Source organism: Streptomyces sp. BB1-1-1 (genome assembly GCF_031597775.1).
Lineage (GTDB): Bacteria > Actinomycetota > Actinomycetes > Streptomycetales > Streptomycetaceae > Streptomyces > Streptomyces thinghirensis.
Window position 1 is genome coordinate 8,423,552 of the sequence record NZ_CP134203.1, and the last position, 13,661, is coordinate 8,437,212.

The 13,661-nt window shown below is 70.3% G+C and carries 17 protein-coding genes and 2 pseudogenes; 11 read left to right on the plus strand and 8 right to left on the minus strand.

Annotated elements, in window-relative coordinates:
* Positions 1-610: 610 nt before the first annotated feature.
* Positions 611-1,393, minus strand: a complete 783-nt coding sequence (locus RI578_RS38725) for an MBL fold metallo-hydrolase (protein ID WP_310875473.1) — start codon at positions 1,391-1,393, stop codon at positions 611-613.
* Between the two features lie 116 nt (positions 1,394-1,509).
* Here RI578_RS38725 and RI578_RS38730 point away from each other — a divergent pair, with 116 nt between their 5' ends.
* Together RI578_RS38730 and RI578_RS38735 are read left to right on the plus strand one after the other, a co-directional pair.
* Positions 1,510-2,103, plus strand: coding sequence for a CGNR zinc finger domain-containing protein (locus RI578_RS38730; protein WP_399062870.1), 594 nt, complete (start codon positions 1,510-1,512; stop codon positions 2,101-2,103).
* A 123-nt stretch (positions 2,104-2,226) separates the two neighbouring features.
* On the plus strand, positions 2,227-2,427 hold the full coding sequence (locus RI578_RS38735) for a hypothetical protein (protein ID WP_310875475.1): 201 nt from the start codon (positions 2,227-2,229) through the stop codon (positions 2,425-2,427).
* Positions 2,428-2,473: 46 nt separating this feature from the next.
* On the opposite strand, the pseudogene RI578_RS38740 reads toward RI578_RS38735, so the two are convergent.
* Positions 2,474-2,689, minus strand: a pseudogene (locus RI578_RS38740) (DUF5713 family protein); the annotation flags it as partial.
* Positions 2,690-2,701: 12 nt separating this feature from the next.
* A complete protein-coding gene (locus tag RI578_RS38745; RefSeq protein ID WP_310875476.1) occupies positions 2,702-3,163 on the minus strand; it encodes a TetR/AcrR family transcriptional regulator in 462 nt (153 codons plus the stop codon).
* Between the two features lie 18 nt (positions 3,164-3,181).
* On the opposite strand from RI578_RS38745, the gene RI578_RS38750 reads away from it, so the two are divergent.
* The 6 genes and pseudogenes from RI578_RS38750 to RI578_RS38775 all read left to right on the plus strand — a co-directional run bounded on the left by RI578_RS38750 (position 3,182) and on the right by RI578_RS38775 (position 7,284).
* Complete coding sequence (locus RI578_RS38750) at positions 3,182-3,823, plus strand: SDR family oxidoreductase (RefSeq protein WP_310875977.1); 642 nt, start codon at positions 3,182-3,184, stop codon at positions 3,821-3,823.
* 57 nt (positions 3,824-3,880) lie between these two features.
* Positions 3,881-4,498, plus strand: a pseudogene (locus tag RI578_RS38755) (aldo/keto reductase); the annotation flags it as partial.
* Between the two features lie 161 nt (positions 4,499-4,659).
* Positions 4,660-4,866 (plus strand): hypothetical protein, encoded by a 207-nt coding sequence (locus RI578_RS38760; RefSeq protein ID WP_310875477.1) that lies wholly within the window; start codon positions 4,660-4,662, stop codon positions 4,864-4,866.
* 134 nt (positions 4,867-5,000) lie between these two features.
* Entirely contained in the window at positions 5,001-6,005 is a 1,005-nt protein-coding gene (locus RI578_RS38765; protein WP_310875478.1) for an NADP-dependent oxidoreductase, read from the plus strand.
* Positions 6,006-6,456: 451 nt separating this feature from the next.
* Complete coding sequence (locus RI578_RS38770; protein WP_310875479.1) at positions 6,457-6,600, plus strand: hypothetical protein; 144 nt, start codon at positions 6,457-6,459, stop codon at positions 6,598-6,600.
* A 216-nt stretch (positions 6,601-6,816) separates the two neighbouring features.
* Entirely contained in the window at positions 6,817-7,284 is a 468-nt protein-coding gene (locus tag RI578_RS38775) for a hypothetical protein (protein ID WP_310875480.1), read from the plus strand.
* A 111-nt stretch (positions 7,285-7,395) separates the two neighbouring features.
* Here the strand turns inward: RI578_RS38775 and RI578_RS38780 are convergent, their stop codons facing one another.
* Entirely contained in the window at positions 7,396-8,232 is an 837-nt protein-coding gene (locus RI578_RS38780; RefSeq protein ID WP_310875481.1) for an NmrA family NAD(P)-binding protein, read from the minus strand.
* A gap of 65 nt (positions 8,233-8,297) precedes the next feature.
* On the opposite strand from RI578_RS38780, the gene RI578_RS38785 reads away from it, so the two are divergent.
* Positions 8,298-8,618: a helix-turn-helix domain-containing protein gene (locus RI578_RS38785; protein ID WP_310875482.1), complete on the plus strand. Its 321-nt coding sequence runs from the start codon at positions 8,298-8,300 to the stop codon at positions 8,616-8,618.
* Positions 8,619-8,765: 147 nt separating this feature from the next.
* On the opposite strand, the gene RI578_RS38790 is transcribed toward RI578_RS38785, so the two are convergent.
* The 4 genes from RI578_RS38790 to RI578_RS38810 all read right to left on the minus strand — a co-directional run bounded on the left by RI578_RS38790 (position 8,766) and on the right by RI578_RS38810 (position 12,139).
* Positions 8,766-8,909, minus strand: coding sequence for a hypothetical protein (locus RI578_RS38790; RefSeq protein ID WP_310875483.1), 144 nt, complete (start codon positions 8,907-8,909; stop codon positions 8,766-8,768).
* A 79-nt stretch (positions 8,910-8,988) separates the two neighbouring features.
* Entirely contained in the window at positions 8,989-10,089 is a 1,101-nt protein-coding gene (locus RI578_RS38795) for an LLM class flavin-dependent oxidoreductase (RefSeq protein ID WP_310875484.1), read from the minus strand.
* Positions 10,090-10,193: 104 nt separating this feature from the next.
* A complete protein-coding gene (locus RI578_RS38800) occupies positions 10,194-10,961 on the minus strand; it encodes an MBL fold metallo-hydrolase (RefSeq protein ID WP_310875485.1) in 768 nt (255 codons plus the stop codon).
* Positions 10,962-11,350: 389 nt separating this feature from the next.
* Positions 11,351-12,139: an MBL fold metallo-hydrolase gene (locus RI578_RS38810; RefSeq protein ID WP_310875486.1), complete on the minus strand. Its 789-nt coding sequence runs from the start codon at positions 12,137-12,139 to the stop codon at positions 11,351-11,353.
* A gap of 90 nt (positions 12,140-12,229) precedes the next feature.
* On the opposite strand from RI578_RS38810, the gene RI578_RS38815 reads away from it, so the two are divergent.
* Together RI578_RS38815 and RI578_RS38820 are read left to right on the plus strand one after the other, a co-directional pair.
* Positions 12,230-12,829, plus strand: coding sequence for a CGNR zinc finger domain-containing protein (locus RI578_RS38815; RefSeq protein WP_399062880.1), 600 nt, complete (start codon positions 12,230-12,232; stop codon positions 12,827-12,829).
* 222 nt (positions 12,830-13,051) lie between these two features.
* Positions 13,052-13,645 carry a helix-turn-helix domain-containing protein gene (locus RI578_RS38820; RefSeq protein ID WP_310875488.1) on the plus strand — a complete coding sequence of 198 codons (594 nt, stop codon included), beginning with the start codon at positions 13,052-13,054 and terminating at the stop codon, positions 13,643-13,645.
* Positions 13,646-13,661: the final 16 nt, after the last annotated feature.

Here is a 13,661-nt window from a genome sequence, read left to right on the forward strand (position 1 = left end):
GCGAGGGGGGAGACGCGCGCCGACGAAGTACCCCGAAGGGAACAACGCACGCGAATTCACCACCGAGTCTGTCCCTCAACGACCGATTTCTGGCCACCGCGCCCGCTCACCGCCCGCGTGGTTGCCCCCAGTGGACCAGTGAATGACCAATCAGGTGCTCAGGCGCCCTCCACCCGGAGCCCCACCGGCCTTCCGCTGAATGAGAGCCTTGTGCGTCTCCACCGCGCCGAGGACGTGCAAGCGGCGTTGACCGCCGCATGCGGCACCTCCTTCACCAGCGAGCACGGCAGCTGCCTCGCTACGCCCCAAGACGTGCCGATCAGGGTCCGGCGGTCAGCGCGGAGCCTGCGGTGAGCAGGCCGCTGAGGATTTGGGAGGCGAACAGCACGGCCGGGACGCGCTTTTGCGTGCGGGTGTTCGCCGGGCCGGTGCCGGAGGCGGTGAGTGGCGGGGAGCGGAAAATGACTGACTGCTTCGGGACGTGGACGGGGAATGCAGGGCTGTGCCTTCACACGCGCCCGCAGGAGAGGGCGGGGTAGGGCGTTTGCGGCCTGTGGGGGTGCCCGGCGAGCCGGGCACCCCCACAGGAAGGGAAGAGGGCTGGTTGCGCTCAGCTCAGCTGCAGGCGGTCGGCCAGACCCGCGGCGGTGAAGGCGGCCTCCAGCTCGTCGCGGCCCTCGGTGAAGTGCGACCAACTGTCGAAGTGGACGGGCACCACGCGGCGGGCGCCCAGGGTCTCGGTGGCCTCGGCGGCCTGGGCGCTGTCCAGGACGATCAGTCCGCCGTCGAAGATCTCCGCGAAGCGGGGTGCGCCGGCGAAGAGGATCGCGGTGTCGATGGGGGCGAAGCGTTCGGCGATCTCGCGGACGGCGTCGAGGGAGGCGTTGTCGCCGCTGACGTAGACGGTGGGCAGGTCCTCGCCGGTCAGGATGAAGCCGATGACCTGTCCGGCGATCGGTTCGACTTCTTCGCGGGTGCCGGGGCCGTGGATGGCGGGGACTGCGGTCACCGTGAGCGTGCCGCCGCCGGGGCGGTCCAGCTCGATGGACTCCCAGTCGGCAAGACCGGTGGCCTTCTGGCCGAGGCGTTCGCCGCCGCCGGTGGTGGTGAGGGTGAGCGGGATATCGGCGAGCAGGGCGCGGCCGGCGTTGTCGAGGTTGTCGTCATGCTCGTCGTGGGAGAGCAGGACGACGTCGACGGGGCCGACGTCTTCGGGGGTGCCGGTGGAGGGGGCGGTCTTGGTCAGGGCCGGGGCACCGGGGGGCGCGGGGTAGGAGCGGGGGGCGTCGAAGGTGGGGTCGGTCAGAAAGCGCAGGCCGCCGTATTCGAACAGGGCCGTGGGGCCACCGAAGACGCGGACGGGGAACTGTGTGGTCGCACGGGAAACAGACACAACAAGCCCTCACGGATAGATTTACTTGAACCGTGATGCGACTATAAGTGGGTGTCATGGATGATGGCAAGCTCAACCGTGAGTCACGGTTGCGGACGAGTCGTACCATGAGGGGTATGGAAGAGAGCGTCATCACCGGGTCCGGGCTGCCGCCGGCGCCGGGGGCGGAGCAGCATCCCTCACTCGCCTTGGTCAACAGCGCCGTCGCGCTGCCGGGCGGGCGCTACGTCGACCAGCTCGGTACGCCTGCCGGGGCCGACCAGTGGCTGACGCAGCAGGGCCTCACCCCGGTCGACGCGGGCATGCTCGACATGTGCGCCGCGCAGCTGCGTTCCCTGCGCGAGCAGGTCCGGGCGCTGTTCGCGTCCCGTGTCGCGGGGCTCCCCGCCCTGCCCGCCGCCGTCAACGCGATCAACGACACCCTGACCCGCGTGCCCACCGCCCCGCTGCTGGCCTGGGACGACAAGAGCGGCCCCTACCGCGCCATGTCCAATCCCACCTCGGAACTCGTCGACCACGCCCTGGCGGCCCTGGCCGCCGACGCCGCCGACCTCCTCACCGGCCCCGACGCCGAGCGTCTCACCGCCTGCGCCTCCGCCCCATGCAACCGCTACCTGCTCCGCCACGGCCGCCGCCACTGGTGCTCCACCCGCTGCGGCGACCGCGCCCGCGCCGCCCGCGCCTACGCCCGCCGCACCGGACGCACCTGACGCATCAGCCAGGCGCCGCCGGGACGGCGCGGCACACCGCTCACCTGGAAGTTGCGCGACCCGCGCCGACGGCTGTTCCGGCCGCGGGGCCGGCGGTCAGCCGCGCCCGCCGACCGCGGGTAGGTGGACGGCCACGAGATCACTCCCGTACGCGACCACGACTCCGGGCTGGCCTTGGCCGTGGCCTGCGGCAACGACGCGCTGCCTGAATTCTCGGTCGGACAGCCGGTCGAGATCCGCGTCGACCTGCCGCTGCGCACCGCGCATGCCGCGCTGCACACGGCCGGCCACCTGATCGAGGCGGCCGGACGGGCTCAGGGCTGAGCCCTGGCCGCGAACAACCACTTCCCCGGCCGGGCCGGGATCGAGTTCACCGCGCCGCAGCCCGACGCCCGCCTGGACACGCCGGAGGGCCGGGCGGAGGCCACCTCAACGAGGCGTCCGCGTCCATGAACCCGTATGCCGACGCGACGAAGCAGAACTCGTCACAGATCCACTCACGCGCAACCGTCTCGATCCCGCTCCCCGCCGCCACGAACTCCCCGTACAGCAGGTTGAACTCCTCCGTCGAAGCCTGGGTGAGTACACCCCGCATCACCTACTCGACCGCCGCGCCCCCGGCCAAGGCTGCGTGCGCGGCGGCGAGGATCTCCTCCGAGAGCGGGGAGCCCTTGGTGGCCCGGGACAGGACCAGCGCACCGAACAGGGTGCAGAGGCGGACGATGCCGTCCTGCTCGTCGCTGTCGAGGAAATCGGCGAAGTCGGCCGCCCCCTCGGTGTAGACGCGACGGGCCTCACGACCCCCGCCTTCACGTGCGATGTCCGTGGCGAGTGCGGCGACCGGGCAGCCGTCCGCCGGGGCGTCGCGGTGTTCGACGGAGAGGTAGGTGTCGATCAGGGCCCGCTGGGCTGCCTCGCGCTGCCCTTCGTGCCGCTCGAGCCCGGCGGCGTAGCGCCGGGCGAGCTCGCCGAAGGCGTGGGCGGTGGCCTCGTCGACGAGCGCCTCCTTGGAGGCGAACTGCTTGTAGAAGGCGCCGTGAGTGAGACCGGCTGCCTTCATCAGGTCGGCGACGCTGACCTGGGCGCCCTGTTCCCGGAACAGCCGGGAGGCGGTGTCCAGGTGTACGCGGCGGCCCGCCGCCCCGAGACGGTCGACGTACCGGGCGTCATCCCGCTGCGCCTCGACGTGACGGACCAGGAGTCGATACGGGAGGCCGCCCGCATCGCCTCCGATGCGACCCTGCTGATCAACAACGCGGGCATCTCCACCGGCGCGACGCTGATCGGCGGTGACCTGGACGACGCGCGTCGCGAGATGGAGACCAACTTCTTCGGCCCGCTCGCTGCCACCCGGGCCTTCGCCCCCGTCATCGAGGGCAACGGCGGCGGCTCCGTACTCAACGTCCTGTCCGCCCTGTCCTGGTTCCACCCGGCCGGCCTCGGTTCCTACGCGGCCTTCAAGGCCGCCGCCTGGGCCCTGAGCGATGCGACCCGTGAGGAGCTGGCACCGCGCGGCATCACCGTCTCGGCGCTGCACGTCGGCTACATGGACACCGACATGGCCGCCCTCATCCCCGCCGATCAGAAGGCCGCCGCCGCCGACGTCGCGGCCCAGGCCCTGTACGGCATCGAGACCGGCCTGCCGGAGGTTCTCGCCGACGAGACCAGCCGGTACGTCAAGCAGGGCCTGTCCGCGGCACCCCGGCCGAACGCGGGCTGACGCTCACCTCTCCGCTCCGGTGCGACCGCCTTCCCACCCCTGCTGCAAGGACATCTCATGCGCTACACGGCCTTTGGACACCGGACCGGACTGCGTGTGTCCGAGTACGCGCTGGGCACCGCGAACTTCGGCACTGGCTGGGGCGCCGGAGCCGAACCGGACGAGGCACGGCGGATCTCCGACCGCTTCGCCGAGGCCGGCGGCACCTTCCTGGACAGCGCGGACGGTTACCAGTTCGGCGAGTCGGAGGAACTGACCGGAAAGCTGATCTCCGCCGACCGCGAGCACTTCGTCCTGGCCACCAAGTTCTCCCTCGGTGCCGCGCCGCAGCCGGATATCTCCAAGACCGGCAACAGCCGCAAGAACATGGTCGCCTCCGTGGAGGCCGGCCTGAAGCGCCTGGGCACCGACTACATCGACCTGCTGTGGGTGCACTTCCCCGACGAGCTGACTCCGATGGAGGCGCTCCTGCGCGGACTCGACGACCTGGTGAGCGCCGGCAAGATCCACCACGCCGCACTGTCCAACTTCCCAGCCTGGCGCGTCTCGCGCGCGGTGACCCTCGCCGATCTGAGGAACCAGGCCCCGATCATCGGCATCCAGCACGAGTACAGCCTCGTCGAACGCACAGCCGACCGCGAAATCCTGCCCATGGCCGAGAGCCTCGGACTCGGCGCCGCCCTGTGGTCCCCGCTCGGCGGCGAACTGCTCACCGGCAAGTACCGCAGCTCCGCCGAGGGGCGCCTGAGCGACCTGGGCGTGGTCATCCATACCGAGAGCACCGACCAAAAGACCTTCGTCGTCGACACCGTCCTGCCACCGCCGAGGAGACCGGCGTGTCGCCCGCGCAGGTGGCGGTGGCCTGGGTGCGCGAGCGCGCCGCCAGGTCCGTGGCCACGCTCGTCCCGATCATCGGCCCGCGCAACCTCTCCCTCAGCGCGGTGCCGCTCGGCGTTCCCCACGAGGCGATCGGCGTCTCCCTGGACCGCATCCAGGGAGGCGCCGCCGACCGGATCACTGCCCCGGTCGTGCCGGTGGCCTGAAGGGTCAACGCGGCTGGGGGGGGGCGACCGGCGCCGAAGTCAAGAAGACGCCACGAACCATCTCGTACTGAGAGAAACCCGGGACGAACGAAGACCCCGTCCTCCCACGGACGGGAACCGGAACGGAGACGACAATGAAGGCTTTCCTGGTCGAGAAGTACGGTGGCCCGGCCGGGATGCGCGCCGCAGAGGTAGCCGACCCGCAGGCGGGCGCCGAGGAGGTCCTGGTCGAGATCCGGGCGGCGAGCGTCAACCCGCTGGACATCAAGCTGCGCGACGGGGCCTTCAAGGCGTTCCTGCCCTACCGTCTCCCGCTCGTCCTGGGCAACGACTTCGCCGGGAAGGTCGTGCGGGTCGGCCCGTCCGTCACCCGCTTCGCGGTGGGCGACGAGGTTTACGCCCGGCCGGACAAGGACCGCATCGGCACCTTCGCCGAACACCTCGCCGTCCACCAGGACGACCTGGCTCCGAAGCCGGACAGCCTCACGATGACCGAGGCCGCCTCCCTGCCCCTGGTCGCCCTCACCGCATGGCAGGCGCTGGTCGAACGGGCACGCGTGCAGCCGGGTCAAAAGGTCCTCGTCCACGCGGGCGCCGGCGGTCTCGGCTCCATCGCCGTCCAACTGGCCAAGGCCCTGGGCGCGCACGTGGCCACCACCGTGAGCACCGCCAACGTCGATGTGGTCAGGGAACTCGGCGCGGACGTCGCCATCGACTACCGCGCCCAGGACTTCACCGAGATCCTCGACGGCTACGACGTCGTCCTGGACTCCCTCGGCGGCGACAACCTGGCCAGGTCTCTGCGTGTACTCAAGCCCGGCGGCATCACCGTCAGCGTCGCGGGCCCGCCCGACCCGTCCTTCGCCCGCGAACTCGGCGCGAACCCGGCTCTCCGCCTGGCCATGACCGCGCTCAGCTCCACGACCCGGCGCCGGGCCAAGCGCCTCGGCGTGACGTACTCGTTCTTGTTCATGAAGGCGAGTGGCGACCAGCTGCGCGAACTCACCTCTCTCATCGACGCCGGGAAGATCCGCCCCGTCGTCGACCGCGTCTTCCCGTTCGACGAAACCCTTCAAGCCATGGAGTACGTCGAGAAGTGTCGGGCCAAGGCCGGCAAGGTCGTCGTCTCGATGGCGTAGGGCGGGCGCGCCGGCATCGACCGGCTCCGCACCGCCGGCGGTGTCACAAGGTCGACGTCTTCTCCTTCTCCCTCGGTGGTTTCATCGCCCAGGCCCTGGTGGTGAAGCACCCAGAGGTCGTCCACAAACTCGTCCTCACCGGTACCGGGCCCAAGGGCGGCAAGGACATCGACAAGGTCGCCGGCACCACGTACTGGGACATACGCGAGCCACCCTGACCCGGTCGGACCCCAAGGAGTTCCTGTTCTTCAACCGCGACGCCGCCGGCGAGTCCGCCGCGCGCGCGTTCGTCAACCGGCTCAAGGAGCGCACGGCCGACCGCGATGCGGAGATCGAGGTCAAGGCATTCCAGAGGCAGCTGAAGGCGATCAAGAAGTGGGGGCGCTCCACCCCCGACGACCTGTCGCAGCTCACCCAGCCCACCCTGATCGCCAACGGCGACAACGACCGCATGGTGCCCTCGGTCCTCTCCGAAGACCTGCACCGACGCATCAAGGACAGCGAGTTGATCATCTACCCCGACTCCGGTCACGGCGGCGTCTTCCAGCACCACCAGCAGTTCGCGCCCCTCGCGGTCGAGTTCCTCGCCCGTTGACCACCGGCGAACACCGCAACTGCACGTGCGGTGACCAGGGGTTCGAAGCTGTCCGCCGCCAAGGAGACAGACGAGCGCGCCCACCTGGGGGAGTAGCGCACCTCACCGCGGCCGGTCACCGCACCGGCACCCCGCATGCTGACGAAGTGGATTCGCAGCCGTCCCGAGACGCCGGCACTGACAGTGCGTCAGTCACCTTTGTGATCAGCTGGTGCCATGGAAGCCATATGGACAAGCGTTGTAGCGGTCGGGGGCACACTCATGGGTGCCGTGATCACGCACCTCTTCCAGCGCCTCGCGTCCGGACGCAGTGAGCTGTTCGCGCGGTCAGAGGCACTCCGGCAGGAGCGGATAGCCACTTACAGTTCGTTCGCCGCGGCAGTGGAGGACTACCGCCATGGCCAGGCGGACCGCTGGTACCGCAAGCAGCATGACCCTGACGGAGAAGCCTTCATCACGGCACGCGATGAAGCACACCGCCTCCGAACAGTGACACGGCAAGTGCTCTACCGGGTCAAGTTGCTGACTGATGACCAGGGAGTGAACCTCGCTGCCGAGCAGGCCTACGAGTGCACGCGGGACGTGTCGACCGCACGTGACCAAGCCGAGCGGGACGCACTGGACGCCCGGGCGAGACACGCGATCGAGGCGTTCGTAGCCCAGGCTTCGCCACTGATCCGTTGAGCTGTCTATAGATGCCTGTCCAGAAGCAAATGAAGGCTTGGCGGGCCGCCCGCCACGTACGGCGGCCTGCCAAGCCTCGGCGAACTCGGCCGGAGCCGACACTGGTTGTGGTCAGAGGCCGATGTCGGACAGCCACTGACCGGTGGTACGGGGGGTGATGCCGAGCAGCTTCTGGGCGGAGTTCTCCGGTGCGATCGACCGGTGGGGCAGCGTGCTCATGGCCTGGTAGAGCCCGGCGACGTCGGCGGCCGGGCCCTCGCCGATCACGGGCGCGACGGAGGCCCGCATCTGCTCGGGGGTGATCGGCTCGAAGACGACGTCCTTGCCGAAGTGGGCGCCGAACGCCCCTGCGAGCTCCGGTCCGGTGAGTGCCGGGTACTGGCCGACAGAGACTTGGCCGGTCACGTCATGGCGGTCGAACAGGGCGAGCACGACGTCGGCGATGTCCAGGTGGGACGCCCAGGAGACGGGGAAGTCGGTGCGGATCGGGTACGGCAGCGCGTCGCGCTCGCGGACCGTGTCGATGACGTAGGGCATGAGCAGGTTCTCCAGGTACAGCGTGGGCGCGATCACGGCGTGGGACACCCCGCTGTTCGCCAGGCCGGAGGCCAGTTCCGCTGCCGCGCCGCCGATGTCGGTCGGTGCACCGCTGGTGGAGAACACCACGTGGGCCGGGCGGGCCTCGCGGACTGCGGCCACGATGTTGCGTGCGTAGGTCTGGCGGTCCTCCTCGGAGACCATCGGCAGGTGGACGAACACCCCGTCGGCGTCCCGGTACGCCTCGATCAGTGCGTCGATGGAGCCGTAGCCGGCGGCCACCGTGCGCGCGCCCTCCACGGCGGCGTTCGGGTCGCGGGTCAGAGCGGTCACGGGCTTGCCCGCGGCGGCGAGCGTGGCGACGACGGGGGCACCCTGGGCGCCGGTGGCGCCGTGAATCACGTAGGTCATGCAGTCATTAGTGCATGCAGAGCACCGGTTACATCAACTGCACTAATGGAGTTATCGTCGAAAACATGACTGATCCTTGCCTTCCTGAGTGCGGTGTCGCCCGATTCCTCACCTTGTTGAACGGGCCGTGGGCCACCCTGATCGTGCGTGAACTGCTGCACGGCCCGCATCGCTTCACCGAGCTGCGCGCCGCCCTGCCGGGCATCAGTCCGCACACGCTGACCAGCCGGCTGCGGCAGTTCGAGCGGCACGGCATCGTGACCCGCACGACGTACGCGGAGATCCCACCGCGCGTCGAGTACGCGCTGACCCCTCTTGGTACGGGGCTGCGCGATGTCCTGGAGGCCATGGGGAAATGGGCCATGGAGGTGCCGGATCCCGCGTAGGGCGCGCCTGGAGGTACGCCTCGCGGACGTCCTCGGGCTCGTCGGCGAGAACCTGGTCCATGCGCTGGCGGAGGTACCGCTTGGGGTTGATGTGCTTCCTTCATGAACACCTCCTCCACGTCCGCGTCGACGAGGTTCGGTGCCGGTCTATCGGTCTTCCGAGGAAGACGTGCGGGGCGACTTCTTCTGGGCGGTGACGATGACTGCGGGGAGGAGTGCCAGTGCGAAGGCGGCGCCGGTGAGGGCGAGGAGGGGGTAGCTGGCTGCGGCCACGACGATCCCGGAGGTCATACCACCGGTGGCTCCGGCGATGGCGATGGCGACGTCGACTGTGCCTTGCGTGTGGCCCGCGCGAACTGCCCGGGGTCGTTCAGTGAACGGACACGGGGGCCGGCGTGGTCGGCAGAATGTAGGCGTCGGCGATGAGTTCTGTTGAGTGCAGGAGCGCATGAGGGGTGTGGCCCACGCTGGCGATCATGATCTCGTCGGGGCGGGCTGCCTCGTGCAGGCGGTTGAGATGCGCGGTGACCTGGTCGGGTGTGCCGTGCAGGACGCTGTTGGTCCAGCGGTCGAGAACCTGTTGCTCGGAGGCGGTGCAGGAGTAGGAGGCGGCCTCGTCGGGCGTGGGCACCAGGTAGGACCTGCCGTGGAGCATGCGCATCATGCTGTGGGCGTAGCTGTGTGTCTGGCGCAGGGCCTCGTGCTCGTCGTCGGCGGCCATGACGGCGAAGCTGGCCAGTGCGTACGGTTCGGCGAGGACGGCTGAGGGGGTGAACCGGTCGCGGTAGAGCTGGAGCGCGGCGGCGACGTGCTCGGGAGAGAAGTGGGCGGCGAAGGCGAAGGGCAGGCCCAGGTGGGCGGCGAGTTGGGCGGAGTATCCGGAGGAGCCCAGCAGCCAGACCGAGGGGCGGCCGGTTGTCTGGGAAAGACGGTTCTCCTTGTCCTGTCCCGGTCCGGGCACGGCGTAGACGCGCTCGTGGTAGGGGTGTTCTTCGGGGAAGTCGTCGTCGAGGAAGTGCAGCAGCTCGTCGACCTGCTGGGGGAAGTCGTCGTTGTCGGAGCGTCCACGGCGCAGGGCGGCGGCGGTGGCCTGGTCGGTGCCCGGGGCGCGGCCCAGACCGAGGTCGATCCGGTCGGGGGCCAGGGCCTGGAGCAGGCCGTACTGCTCGGCGACGATCAGTGGCGGGTGGTTGGGCAGCATCACTCCGCCCGCGCCGAGCCGCAGCCGTGTGGTGTGGGCGGTCAGCCGGGCCAGCAGGACGGCGGGGCTGGAGGAGGAGACGCCGGGCATGGAGTGGTGTTCGGTCACCCAGTAGCGGGTGAAGCCGCGCCTCTCGGCGAGTTCAGCCAGTGCGATGCTGCCGGCCAGAGCGTCGGTGGCACTGATGCCGCGGCCGGCCAGGGCGGTATCGAGGACGGACAACGGCGCGGGAGCCGATCCGTGGGCTGTGCCCTTGATCGGGTCGTTCATGAGGATTCCTTCTGCGGTGCGCCGGCCCGGCGCGGGTGGCCGGGCCGGGGAATGGGCCGCCGCGGTGAGCTCGTGACGCACCGCGGCGGCCAGGGCGTTCGAGGTCAGGCCAGTTCCACGCGGTCGAGCAATCCGGCGGTGGTGAAGGCGGCCACGAGCTGCTCGCGGCCCTCGGTGAAGTGGGCCCAGCTGTCGAAGTGGACCGGCACGATGCGGCGGGCGCCCAGGATGCGGGCGGCCTCGGCGGCCTGAGCGCTGTCGAGCGTGAGCAGCGAGCGGTCCAGGACGGGAGTGCGGACCGCGCCGGCGAACAGCACAGCGGTGTCCACCGGGCCGAAACGGTCGGCGATCTCACGGACCAGGGAGAGCTGGGCGTTGTCGCCGCTGACGTAGACGGTGGGCAGGCCGTCACCGCTCAGGACGAAGCCGACGACCTCGCCGACGACGGGTTCGAGGTCCTCGCGTGCCCCGGGCCCGTGCAGGGCCGGGACGCCGGTGACGGTGATCGTGCCGCCGCCGGGGCGGTCGAGTTCGATGGACTCCCAGTCCTTCAGGGGGCGTGCGGTGCCGCCCAGCCGGCCCGCGCCACTGGGCGTGGTCAGGGTCAGGGGTACGTCGGCGAGCAGGGCACGGCCCGAGGTGTCGAGGTTGTCGTCGTGCTCGTCGTGCGACAGCAGCACCACGTCGATGCGGCCCAGGTCGGCGGGTGCGGCGGAGGGAGGCGCGGTCTTGGCCAGCCCGGAGGGGTAGCTGCCGGGAGCGTCGAAGGTCGGGTCGGTCAGGAACCGCAGCCCGCCGTACTCGATGAGTGCGGTCGGCCCTCCGAAGACACGAATGGGGGCCTGCTGGCTGGATGCGCTGGTTGCTGCCATGACGACATCTCCTCACGGATAGGTGGGACTACATCCGTGACCCTAGGCGTGTGTCACGGATAAATGCAAGGCGTACCGTGAGAAACGTGAGTGGGGTCGACGCCATCGTCGACACCGTGGACCCCGGGCTGCCGTCCGTCCGTGCCGGGCGCTGAGCACTACCCCGCGCTCGACTTCGCCAACAGCGTCACCGCCCTGCCGGGTGACCAGTTCCTCGACGCACTGGGCACCCCGTCGGGCGCCCACCAGCGGCACGCTTGCGTTCGCTGCGCGAACAGGTGCGCGCCCTGCTCGCCGCCCAGGTCGGCGGCCACCCCGCCCCCGCCACCGCGCTGGCCGCCGTCAACAGCGCCTGCACAGGGCGCCGTGGAGGTCTCTGCCATCCCGGTTCAGGGGCGCTGACCCCAGTCGAGACGGTCGGCCAGGTCGGCGGAGGCGAAGGCGGCTGCCAACTCGGTGCGGCCCTCGGTGAAGTGGGCCCAGCTGTCGTAGTGGACGGGCACCACGCGGCGGGCGCTGAGGAGCTGGGCGGCTTCGGTTGCCTGGGCACTGTCCAGGACGATCACCTCGCCGTCGAAGACCTCCGCGAAGCGCGGGGCGCCGGCGAACAGGATGGCGGTGTCCACCGGGGCGAAGCGCTCGGCGATGTCCTTGACCGCGTCGAGGGAGGCGTTGTCGCCACTGACGTACACGGTGGGCAGGCCCTCCCCGGTCAGGAGGAAACCGACAACCTCGCCGCAGACCGGCTCGACCTCGTGGCGCGGGCCGGGGCCGTGGATGGCAGGCACGCCGGTGACGGTGACTGTGCCGCCGCCGGGGCGGTCGAGCTCGATGGACTGCCAGTCGGCCAAGCCCGTGGCCTTCTCGCCGAGGCGCTGTCCGCCACTGGGTGTGGTGAGAGTGAGGGGTACGTCGGCGAGCAGGGCCCGACCGGAGGTGTCGAGGTTGTCGGCGTGCTCGTCGTGCGAGAGGAGCACCACGTCGATGGGTCCGAGGTCGGCGGGGTCGACGGCGGAAGGGGCGGTCTTGGTCAGGACCACGGCGGGCGCCTGGTGATCGCCGGGAGCATCGAAGGTCGGGTCGGTCAGGAAGCGGAGACCGCCGTACTCGAAGAGAGCGGTCGGTCCGCCGAACACGCGGACCGGGAACGGGGTGGACGCTGCGGAAGGAGCAGACACGGAAGGATGACCTCACGGATAGGGGTTGGTGAAACGTGAGACGACAGTAACCATTTCTCACGGAAGCATGCAAGCCGTACCATGAGGCTTATGCAGGAGTTCGTGATCGAAGAGCCCGCTCCGCCGCCCGCGCAAGGGGAGGAGCAGCACCTCTCCCTGGCCCTGGCCAACAGTGCGATCGTCATGCCCGGAGGGCACACGGTCGATCGCTTGGGCACTCCAGCGCACACCAACCGCTGGCTGACGGAACGCGGCCTCGCACCGGTCGACGCCGGCATGCTGGAAATGTGTGCGGCCCAGCTGCGCTCGCTGCGCGAACAGATCAGATCGCTGTTCGCCTCCCACGCCGGCGGGCTTCCCGCCCTTCCCGCCGCCCTCACGGCCATCAACGACGCGATGACCCGCGTCCCCACCGCCCCGCTCCTGCGGTGGGACGACAAGAACGGCCCCTACCGCGCCACACCGCACCCCACCACCGAGATCGTCGACCACGCCCTGGCGGCCCTGGCCGCCGACGCCGCCGACCTGCTCACCGGCCCCGACGCCGAACGCCTCACCGCCTGCGGCTCCACCCCCTGCAACCGGTACCTGCTCCGCCACGGCCGCCGCCAGTGGTGCTCCACCCGCTGCGGCGACCGCGCCCGCGCCGCCCGCGCCTACGCCCGCCGCACCCAGCCCAAGGCGGAGTGACGGGCCCGCGCTGCCCTGCCGGGTGGACCGGGTAGCGGCTCGTGCTGATCGGTGCACCCCCTCGGCCTGCTCGGGTGCACCGCGGCGTCGGCCCGCGGATTCGCCGACAGCGAAGACGAAGCGCCCGTTTGACCGGATGCCCCCTCCGTTTTACTCTCGACTATGTACGGAGGCAGCATCCGTTTTGATGCGGCCGCACGATCACGGCAGGCGGGAGGGCGCATGAGCGCCGGTGAACTGCGGGGACGCAAGCCCCGCGCGGACGTCCAGCGCAACCGCGTGGCCCTGCTGGAGACCGCGCAGCGTCACTTCCTGCAGCACGGGGTCGGCACCTCCCTGGAGGCAGTGGCCAAGGAGGCGGGAGTCGGGCCCGCCACCCTGTACCGGCACTTCCCCACCCGTGAAGCACTGCTGGCGGCTGTGCTGCAGACGCGCTCCGAAGAACTGGAGGCCCGTCAGGCGGGCATCGATCAGCTCGGCGACCCGGCCGAGGCGCTGGAGCAGTGGCTGCGGGCGATGGAGGAGTACTTCAGCTCCTTCAGTGGGCTGCCGGACCCACTGATGGCCGCGGCCCGGGCGCAGGAGCCGGACAACCCGCTCACGATTCCCTGCGACATCCTCATCGCCGCCACCGATCAGTACGTGCGAGCCGCGCAGCTCGCGGGGCGCGTGCGCGCGTCGGTGCGGGGACACGACCTGTTCCTCGCGGCCTGTTCCGTTGCCTGGATCAAGGGCACCGGTACCGAGGAAGAGTCGCTCGACCGGCTCCGCACGCTCATCGCCAGCGGCTACCGCGAGCAGGACATCCAGGCGTAAAGCGCCAGACACCGCG

What these genes read in the sequence shown, in the direction of transcription:
- RI578_RS38770 (WP_310875479.1), top strand. Translation starts at nt 6,457, where the DNA reads ATGGTGCCCTCGGTCCTCTCCGAAGACCTGCACCGACGCATCAAGGAC.
- RI578_RS38820 (WP_310875488.1), top strand. Translation starts at nt 13,052, where the DNA reads ATGAGCGCCGGTGAACTGCGGGGACGCAAGCCCCGCGCGGACGTCCAG.
- RI578_RS38765 (WP_310875478.1), top strand. Translation starts at nt 5,001, where the DNA reads ATGAAGGCTTTCCTGGTCGAGAAGTACGGTGGCCCGGCCGGGATGCGC.
- RI578_RS38730 (WP_399062870.1), top strand. Translation starts at nt 1,510, where the DNA reads ATGGAAGAGAGCGTCATCACCGGGTCCGGGCTGCCGCCGGCGCCGGGG.
- RI578_RS38785 (WP_310875482.1), top strand. Translation starts at nt 8,298, where the DNA reads ATGACTGATCCTTGCCTTCCTGAGTGCGGTGTCGCCCGATTCCTCACC.
- RI578_RS38780 (WP_310875481.1), bottom strand. Translation starts at nt 8,232, where the DNA reads ATGACCTACGTGATTCACGGCGCCACCGGCGCCCAGGGTGCCCCCGTC.
- RI578_RS38775 (WP_310875480.1), top strand. Translation starts at nt 6,817, where the DNA reads ATGGAAGCCATATGGACAAGCGTTGTAGCGGTCGGGGGCACACTCATG.
- RI578_RS38800 (WP_310875485.1), bottom strand. Translation starts at nt 10,961, where the DNA reads ATGGCAGCAACCAGCGCATCCAGCCAGCAGGCCCCCATTCGTGTCTTC.
- RI578_RS38815 (WP_399062880.1), top strand. Translation starts at nt 12,230, where the DNA reads ATGCAGGAGTTCGTGATCGAAGAGCCCGCTCCGCCGCCCGCGCAAGGG.
- RI578_RS38795 (WP_310875484.1), bottom strand. Translation starts at nt 10,089, where the DNA reads ATGAACGACCCGATCAAGGGCACAGCCCACGGATCGGCTCCCGCGCCG.
- RI578_RS38745 (WP_310875476.1), bottom strand. Translation starts at nt 3,163, where the DNA reads ATGAAGGCAGCCGGTCTCACTCACGGCGCCTTCTACAAGCAGTTCGCC.
- RI578_RS38790 (WP_310875483.1), bottom strand. Translation starts at nt 8,909, where the DNA reads ATGACCTCCGGGATCGTCGTGGCCGCAGCCAGCTACCCCCTCCTCGCC.